7 protein-coding genes are annotated in these 7,736 nt (G+C 73.2%); 2 read left to right on the top strand and 5 right to left on the bottom strand.

Going from position 1 to position 7,736, the window contains the following annotated elements; all coding sequences use genetic code 11:
• Positions 1 to 228: 228 nt before the first annotated feature.
• On the bottom strand, positions 229 to 2,835 hold a 2,607-nt coding region (locus AOK24_RS18785; RefSeq protein WP_206191228.1), incomplete at its 3' end, for a DEAD/DEAH box helicase.
• Between the two features lie 501 nt (positions 2,836 to 3,336).
• Here AOK24_RS18785 and AOK24_RS18780 point away from each other — a divergent pair.
• Positions 3,337 to 4,089 (top strand): ferritin-like fold-containing protein, encoded by a 753-nt coding sequence (locus AOK24_RS18780; RefSeq protein ID WP_055721229.1) that lies wholly within the window; start codon positions 3,337 to 3,339, stop codon positions 4,087 to 4,089.
• A gap of 67 nt (positions 4,090 to 4,156) precedes the next feature.
• On the opposite strand, the gene AOK24_RS18775 is transcribed toward AOK24_RS18780, so the two are convergent.
• The 4 genes from AOK24_RS18775 to AOK24_RS18760 all read right to left on the bottom strand — a co-directional run bounded on the left by AOK24_RS18775 (position 4,157) and on the right by AOK24_RS18760 (position 6,116).
• On the bottom strand, positions 4,157 to 4,426 hold the full coding sequence (locus AOK24_RS18775; RefSeq protein ID WP_055721228.1) for a hypothetical protein: 270 nt from the start codon (positions 4,424 to 4,426) through the stop codon (positions 4,157 to 4,159).
• Between the two features lie 165 nt (positions 4,427 to 4,591).
• Positions 4,592 to 4,816: a DUF3107 domain-containing protein gene (locus tag AOK24_RS18770; RefSeq protein WP_010350493.1), complete on the bottom strand. Its 225-nt coding sequence runs from the start codon at positions 4,814 to 4,816 to the stop codon at positions 4,592 to 4,594.
• Between the two features lie 178 nt (positions 4,817 to 4,994).
• Positions 4,995 to 5,672, bottom strand: coding sequence for a TetR/AcrR family transcriptional regulator (locus AOK24_RS18765; protein ID WP_055721227.1), 678 nt, complete (start codon positions 5,670 to 5,672; stop codon positions 4,995 to 4,997).
• 213 nt (positions 5,673 to 5,885) lie between these two features.
• On the bottom strand, positions 5,886 to 6,116 hold the full coding sequence (locus tag AOK24_RS18760) for a hypothetical protein (protein WP_055721226.1): 231 nt from the start codon (positions 6,114 to 6,116) through the stop codon (positions 5,886 to 5,888).
• Positions 6,117 to 6,418: 302 nt separating this feature from the next.
• Between AOK24_RS18760 and AOK24_RS18755 the strand changes: the two genes are divergently transcribed.
• Complete coding sequence (locus AOK24_RS18755; RefSeq protein WP_055721225.1) at positions 6,419 to 7,390, top strand: alpha/beta fold hydrolase; 972 nt, start codon at positions 6,419 to 6,421, stop codon at positions 7,388 to 7,390.
• The last annotated feature ends 346 nt before the right edge of the window (positions 7,391 to 7,736 follow it).

The raw sequence follows: 7,736 nt of genomic DNA, 5'->3' as shown, positions 1-7,736 counted from the left end.
GGCAGGGGGTGAGCCTCGGAAACGCCGACGGCCCGGCCCCGTGAGAGGGGGCCGGGCCGTCGGCGTTCGTCGCTGCTCAGCCGTCCGTCGGCTCCACGGCGGCGGCCTTCCGTGTGCGGCGCGGTTTCACGACCGGCTCCTCCGTCGCCTGCGCCGGGATCTCGGCGGCGGTGGCCGCCTTCCGGGTCGTACGGCGGCGCGGCTTGGCCTCCTCGGCGGCCTCGNNNNCTTGCGGGTCCGACGCGGCTTGGGAGCCTCGGCAACACCCTCAGCCGCGTCGACAACGGCCTCGGCGGCCTTCGTCGCGGCCGTCTTGCGCGTCCGACGGGGCTTGGCCTCGACGGCGTCGTCCGCGGCCGTCTCCACGGCGGCGGCGGTCTTCCGCGTACGGCGCGGCTTGGCCGCTGCCTCGACGACCCCCTCAGTCGCCTCCACGACGGCCTCGGCGGCCTTGGTGGCGGCGGTCTTGCGGGTCCGACGCGGCTTCGCCTCGACGGCCTCGGCCGTGTCGACAGCGGCTTCGGCGGCCTTCGCGGCGGCCGTCTTGCGCGTACGGCGCGGCGCGGCTTCGGCGACCTCGGCGGGAGCCTCGGCAACGGGCGCGGCTTCGGCGGCCTTGGCCGCAGCCGTCTTCCGGGTCCGACGGGGCTTGGCCTCGACGGTCTCGACGACAGCCTCAGCGGCCTCCACGACAGCCTCGGCAGCCTTGGTGGCGGCGGTCTTACGGGTCCGGCGAGGCTTGGGAGCCTCGACAACGCCCTCAGCGGCCTCCACAGCGGCCTCGGCAGCCTTGGCGGCGGCCGTCTTGCGCGTACGGCGCGGCGCGGCCTCAGCGGCGGCTTCAGCAACCGGCGCGGCCTCGGCGGTCTTCCGCGTACGCCGGGGCTTGGCCTCGACCGCGTCGACCACCGCTTCGGCGGCCTCCACCGGAGCGGCGGCGGTCTTCCGCGTACGGCGCGGCTTGGCCGCTGCCTCGACGACAGCCTCAGCGGCCTCCACGACGGCCTCGGCCGCCTTGGTGGCGGCGGTCTTGCGGGTCCGGCGCGGCTTCGCCTCGACGGCCTCCACGACAGCGGCGGCCTCAGCCGTCACCTCGGCGACCACAGGAGCCTCGACAGCCTGCGTCGACTCCTTACGTGTGCGCGTACGGCGACGCGGTGCCGCCTCGGCGGTCTCGGCAGCGGCCGGCGCCGACGGCGTCGTACCGGTGGCCGACTCGGTCTCGACCACGGACGCGACGGGCGCCTGGCCCTGCTCGTCACCCCTGCGCGTGCGCGTACGGCGACGCGGCTTGCCCTCGGCGGTGTCGACAGCGGCCTCGGCGGCCGGCGCCTGCTCGACGGACGGCGTCACCGGCGTCGCGACGGCCGACTCCTGCGCCCCACCGCGCGTACGGCGCCGACGGCGCGGCGTACGGCCGGCCGGGGCCGCCTCCTCGACGGCGGACGGCTGCTGCTCCACGACGGGCGCGGCGCCCTGCTCCAAAGGCGAGCCGTTGCGCGTACGGCGACGGCGGCGCGGCGTACGGGACGGGCGCTCGGAACCGGCCTCGGCGGGCGCGGACTCGCCCCGGCCACCACGGCGGTCCCGGTCACCCGAGCCACGACGGCGGTCCCGGTCACCACGGCCACGACCGCGGCCACCCGGCTCGCCCAGGTCCTCCAACTCCTCCGCGTCGAGACCCGCGCGCGTGCGCTCGGAACGCGGCAGGACACCCTTCGTGCCCGCCGGGATGTTCAGGTCCTCGAAGAGGTGCGGGGACGTCGAGTACGTCTCCGGCGGGTCGTTGAAGTCGAGCTCCAGCGCCTTGTTGATGAGCTGCCAGCGCGGGATGTCGTCCCAGTCGACGAGGGTGATCGCCGTACCCGACGCGCCCGCGCGACCGGTGCGGCCGATACGGTGCAGATACGTCTTCTCGTCCTCGGGGGACTGGTAGTTGATGACGTGGGTGACGTTCTCGACGTCGATCCCGCGCGCGGCGACGTCGGTGCAGACCAGCACGTCGACCTTGCCGTTGCGGAACGCGCGCAGCGCCTGCTCGCGCGCGCCCTGGCCGAGGTCGCCGTGGACCGCGCCGGAGGCGAACCCGCGGCGCTCCAGCTGCTCGGCGATGTCGGCGGCCGTCCGCTTGGTGCGGCAGAAGACCATCGCGAGCGCGCGGCCCTCGGCCTGGAGGATGCGGGCGACCATCTCGGGCTTGTCCATCGAGTGCGCGCGGTAGACGTGCTGCGCGATGTTCGCGACGGTCGCGCCCTCGTCGTCCGGCGCGGTAGCGCGGATGTGCGTCGGCTGCGACATGTACCGGCGCGCGAGGCCGATGACGGCGCCCGGCATGGTGGCCGAGAACAGCATCGTCTGACGCCGCGCCGGCAGCATGTCCATGATCTTCTCGACGTCGGGCAGGAAGCCCAGGTCGAGCATCTCGTCGGCCTCGTCGAGGACCAGGCACCGGACGTGCTTGAGGTCGAGCTTCTTCTGGCCCGCGAGGTCGAGCAGACGCCCAGGGGTGCCGACGACGACGTCGACGCCCTTCCTGAGGGCCTCGACCTGCGGTTCGTACGCGCGACCGCCGTAGATCGCCGTCACGCGCACGTTGCGGACCTTGCCGGCCGTCAGCAGGTCGTTCGTGACCTGCGTGCACAGCTCGCGCGTGGGGACGACGACGAGGGCCTGCGGAGCGTCTGTGAGCGCCTCAGGGGCGGCGCGGCCGGCCTCGACGTCCGCGGGGACGGTGACGCGCTCCAGGAGCGGCAGACCGAAGCCCAGCGTCTTTCCGGTGCCCGTCTTGGCCTGGCCGATGATGTCCGTGCCGCTGAGGGCGACGGGGAGGGTCATCTCCTGGATGGGGAAGGGGTTGATGATGCCGACGGCTTCGAGGGCCTCGGCGGTCTCGGAAAGGATTCCGAGCTCTCTGAACGTCGTAGTCAGGGTGCTGCCTCTTCTGTGTACGCGGTGCGAGGCGAGCGCGGGGGTCTTTGACGGACCGTGCCGGGGGACGTCGGCGGCCTTACGGACCAGCCGTAGGGCACGGGACCTCTGCCGACGCTCTAGCGCTCGTACCGCTGAGGGTCCCTCCGGACGCCGTACGCGATGTGCCGTACGGACCAGGAGGGCTGTCGGGTCGGAGCCGATCGGGCCAGCGACCGGGCATCCTCATACATGGGCCTGCGAAGTACACGAGGTACCAGCAGGCGCATTACCACCATACCCCGGAATCGTGCACATGTGATGGCCGATTCGGTCACGTCATCGTTCTCACAGGGTTCGGCCCTGAGGATCGTACGGCCGCAGCCCCGCTCGGCGGCGGGGCTCACGGCCTCTCGTCGGCGGACTATTGTGCGTTTCATGACGACGTCTGACCACGCCAACGAGTCCGCCGAAACCCCCGAGCACACCGGCATCGCCGCCCAGGACTGGGACCGGGCGGCGACCGAGCCGCAGTACCGGGCCGCCGTCGTGGACCTCCTCGGCGCGCTGGCCTACGGCGAGCTCGCGGCGTTCGAACGGCTCGCGGAGGACGCGAAGCTGGCGCCCACCCTCGCGGACAAGGCCGAGCTGGCGAAGATGGCGTCCGCCGAGTTCCACCACTTCGAGCGGCTGCGGGACCGGATCACCGAGATCGGCGCGGAGCCCACCGAGGCCATGGAGCCGTTCGTCGCGGCCCTCGACGGCTTCCACCGCCAGACGGCGCCCTCCGACTGGCTGGAGGGGCTCGTGAAGGCGTACGTCGGTGACTCCATCGCCAGCGACTTCTACCGGGAGGTCGCCGCGCGGCTCGACTCCGACACGCGCGCGCTGGTCCTCGCCGTCCTCGACGACACCGGCCACGCCGGGTTCGCCGTCGAGCGCGTGCGCGCGGCCATCGACGCCGACCCGCGCGTGGGCGGGCGGCTCGCGCTGTGGGCGCGGCGGCTGATGGGGGAGGCGCTGTCGCAGTCCCAGCGGGTGGTCGCCGAGCGGGACGCGCTGTCGACCATGCTGGTCGGCGGGGTGGCCGACGGGTTCGACCTCGCGGAGGTGGGGCGGATGTTCTCGCGAATCACCGAGGCGCACACGAAGCGGATGGCGGCGCTGGGGCTGGCTGCCTGACGGTGGCCGCCTGAAAGGGCGTCAGGGGCGCGGGGAGTCGTCCGCGCCCGCGTGGGTGTCCCGGCCGTTACGCCGGGATCGATCGCTCCCGCAAGCGCCCCGCCGACGGGCGCAGCAGCAGCGACAGGGACGCCGTCGCCACCACCACCGCGCCCAGCAGGCTCGGCAGCAGGCCCGAGGCGAACGCCGTGTGCGTGACGAAGTCGCCGAACAGGGCTCCGGCCGTGCCGGTCGTCAGGACCAGGGAGGCGGCCGGGAGACGGTGCGGGAGGCGGCGGACCGCTGCCCACGCGAGCGTCAGGCCGAGCAGCGCGGAGGCGAGCGCTTCGAAGATCATGTGGGTCCCTCCCGTACGGCCGTCCCGTGCACCAAGGTCGTAGCCGTCATACCCGTGACCTGCGGAATGCAATCCTCCCCTGTGCGGGAGATGTGCGCCGTCCGTGAAGAAACGATCAAGGGCCCGGCGACTGTGACAGTCGCCGGGCCCTCGCGTGCCTGTGCCTTACGCGCCGAAGCCCACCTTGCGCGGAGCCGGCTCGCCGAGCTCCACGTAGGCCAGACGGTCCGCCGGGACCAGGACCTTGCGCCCGTGGTCGTCCACGAGGCTGAGCAGCGACGACTGGCCCGCCAGTGCCTCGGCCACCGCCCGCTCGACCTCCTCCGCGCTCTGACCGCTCTCCAGAACGATCTCGCGGGGCGCGTGCTGCACGCCGATCTTGACCTCCACGGCTATGTCCCTCCGACGGTCAGTGAGTGCGCGGGCGTCCGCGCCGTACGCTGCACACATTAGCCCGGCGGGGCGACGGACACGGCGCGGGCCACCCACGCCAGGAGCGAACACCGTCCGGGAACAAAAACGCGAACTGTGGCGTCGGTGGGCTGCCGTGGCGCCGGTGACGTCCGCGTCAGGCGCCGTTCTGGTCCGCCCCGTGCTGTTCGGTTCCGTGCTGCTCGGCTCCGTGCAGCGGGAATCCGGCGATGCCGCGCCAGGCGAGCGAGGCCAGCAGCTGGACGGCCTGGTCGCGCGGGACGCTGCGGTCGCTGTGCAGCCATGAGCGGGCGACGACCTGGGCGAGCCCGCCGAGCCCGGAGGCCAGCAGCATCGACTCCGCGCGCGAGAGGCCCGTGTCCTCGGCGATGACGTCGCAGATCGCCTCGGCGCACTCGTTCGCCACCTTGTCGACGCGCTCGCGCACGGCCGGCTCGTTCGTCAGGTCCGACTCGAAGACCAGCCGGAAGGCGCCGCCCTCGTCCTCCACGTACGCGAAGTACGCGTCCATCGTCGCGCGCACGCGCTGCTTGTTGTCGGTCGTCGACGCCAGCGCTGTGCGCACCGCTTGGATCAGCGCCTCGCAGTGCTGGTCGAGGAGCGCCAGGTACAGGTCGAGCTTGCCCGGAAAGTGCTGGTAGAGCACCGGCTTGCTGACACCCGCGCGCTCGGCGATGTCGTCCATGGCGGCCGAGTGGTAGCCCTGTGCCACGAACACTTCCTGGGCGGCGCCCAGCAACTGGTTCCGCCGGGCACGGCGCGGCAGGCGCGTGCCTCGCGGGCGCGTAGCCTCAGTCTGCTCGATGGCTGTCACGCCGCCTCCCAAAGTCGTCCACATGCGGTGTGCTGTGCTGGCCGCGCCGCCATCGTACTTTTCGGTAACCGTGGTGTGCGCGGTGCGAGCGCAGAATTTCACGGACCGGGGCGGCGGGAAAAGCCGCACAGAAGTGACGCGAGGGGTTTCGGCCCAGCACGTTCCGGGCATACGAGGCGCTCTCGAGGGCCCTCCCGGAGGCGGCCGGCCGGATCAGCGGTAGTCGTCCTCGTCCTGCGCGACCACCCGGGACTGCTCCAGCAGGTCCCCCTCGGCGGCGCGGGTCGGGTCCGCGTCCTCCAGGGAGTCGTCCTGGTGCGGGGTCAGCTCCGCGCGCTGCTCGGCGGCGTCGTTCTCGGGGGCCTCGACGTCGGTCTGTCCGTCGCGCTGTGCGTCGTGCTCGAAGGTGTCGGGATCCGTGGGGTCGACGGGATCGGTGGCCATGACGGGTCTCCTTTCCGCTGGGGTTCGCGTCCACCGGGTGCCGGGGGAAGCCGAGGGGTTCCGGGCGGTGCCGACGGGGTCCGGCTGATGCCGATGGGTCCGGGTGGTGCGGAGTTGCTTTCGAGCCTAGGAGACGTCCCGCGCGGGTGCCATGTCGCGTCGGCCCGCGCGTGTGCGCGGGCCGTCCGCCGACCGATCGTGTTCCGGTGTGATCGGTTCCGTTCTTCTCTTGTGCCTTCTGTCACGCCTTCTGTGGCGGCGATCGCATGTAAGGGGGTGTGATCGTCTCGTAACATTGCCGCATGTCTTCGACCGAGGTGCCAACTCCGCCGCCCGCCAACGTCTTTCCCAAGGCGTTGCCCGTCCGGGTCGCGGAAGGCGAGCGCCTGAGGTCGGTGCGGCTGCCGGGGGCGACGCTCACGGTCCGTTCCCGGCCCCCCGCGCGCGAGGGGCTGCCTCCGGCGCTGTACGTCCACGGCCTGGGCGGTTCCTCGCAGAACTGGTCGGAGCTGATGCGGTGCCTGGAGGGCGACGTCGACAGCGAGGCCGTCGACCTGCCGGGCTTCGGCGACTCCCCGCCGCCGGACGACGGCAACTACTCGGTCTCCTCGCACGCGCGCGCGGTCATCCACCTCCTCGACTCCTCGGGGCGCGGCCCGGTCCACCTGTTCGGCAACTCCCTGGGCGGCGCGGTCTCCACGCGCGTCGCGGCCGTCCGCCCCGACCTGGTCCGCACGCTCACCCTGGTCTCGCCGGCCCTCCCCGAGATCCGCGTCCAGCGCACCGCCCTCCCGACGGGACTGCTCGCCGTGCCCGGCGTGACCGCCCTGTTCACCCGCCTCAGCCGCGACTGGACGCCGGAGGACCGCGTCCGGGGCGTCACGGCGCTCTGCTACGGCGATCCCGCGCGCGTGACCCCGGAGGGCTTCCAGGCCGCCGTCGAGGAGATGGAGCGGCGGCTGCGGCTGCCGTACTTCTGGGACGCGATGACGCGCTCCGCGCGCGGGCTCGTCAACTCCTACACCCTCGGCGGCCAGCACAACATGTGGCGCCAGGCCGCCCGCGTCCTCGCCCCCACACTGCTGGTCTACGGCGCCCGCGACCAGCTCGTCGGCTACCGCATGGCCCGCAAGGCCGAGCGCACCTTCCGCGACTCCCGGCTGCTGTCCCTGCCCGACGCCGGGCACGTCGCGATGATGGAGTACCCGGAGGCCGTCGCCGCCGCCTTCAGAGACCTCCTCGCCCAGACCGCCGACGCCGACACCGGGAGCTGAGGCGCGTGGGACGGCACAGCCGACGGGGACCCGCGCCGAAACCGGCGAAGAAGGGGACCGGGGCCGCGCAGGGCGGGGCTCCCGCCGAGGGCGCCGCCCCCTCGCGGGGCGGGTTCCCGTCGCCTGGGGGTTCCGGTGAGCGGCCTCCGCTGCCCACGCGCAACTCCGAGGCGTCCTGGCACGAGAGCGGGGCGCCCTCCGCCGGGCCCTATCGCGGGAACGGCGCGCCCCAGGGGGGTGTTCCTCAGGGGACTCCTCCTTATGGTTTTCCCCCGCTCGACGGGACGCCCGCGCGCGGGTACCCCTCGGTGCGCGGGGGGCATCCCGAGCAGCGGGAGGCCGGGGG

It is taken from the genome of Streptomyces niveiscabiei (genome assembly GCF_001419795.1).
GTDB lineage: Bacteria > Actinomycetota > Actinomycetes > Streptomycetales > Streptomycetaceae > Streptomyces > Streptomyces niveiscabiei.
The sequence above is the reverse complement of the archived record's forward strand: the minus strand, read 5'-3'. Positions and strand labels throughout refer to the sequence as shown.